The organism is Cobetia sp. SIMBA_158, assembly GCF_046566945.1.
Taxonomy (GTDB): Bacteria; Pseudomonadota; Gammaproteobacteria; order Pseudomonadales; family Halomonadaceae; genus Cobetia; species Cobetia amphilecti.
Genome location: NZ_JAWJYL010001076.1, coordinates 1 through 236, shown reverse-complemented (window position 1 = coordinate 236; position 236 = coordinate 1). Strand labels below are relative to the sequence as shown.

At 48.3% G+C, this 236-nt stretch carries 1 pseudogene; it reads left to right on the top strand.

Annotated features, from left to right (window positions below):
• Window positions 1-236 (top strand): annotated as a pseudogene (locus R2R70_RS23085) (F0F1 ATP synthase subunit beta); the annotation flags it as partial.

Below are 236 nucleotides of genomic sequence, written 5' to 3'. Positions count from 1 at the left end.
GTGGTACGTACTATCGCACTAGGTACTACAGACGGGTTACGTCGTGGTGCAGCAGTATCAAACACAGGTGAAGCGCTTCAAGTTCCAGTTGGTAAAGCAACACTTGGTCGTATCATGAACGTACTTGGTGAGCCAATCGATGAAGCTGGCCCAATCGGCGAAGAAGACCGTATGTCTATTCACCGTGCAGCGCCTTCATACGAAGAGCAAGCAAGTTCAGTAGAACTTTTAGAAAC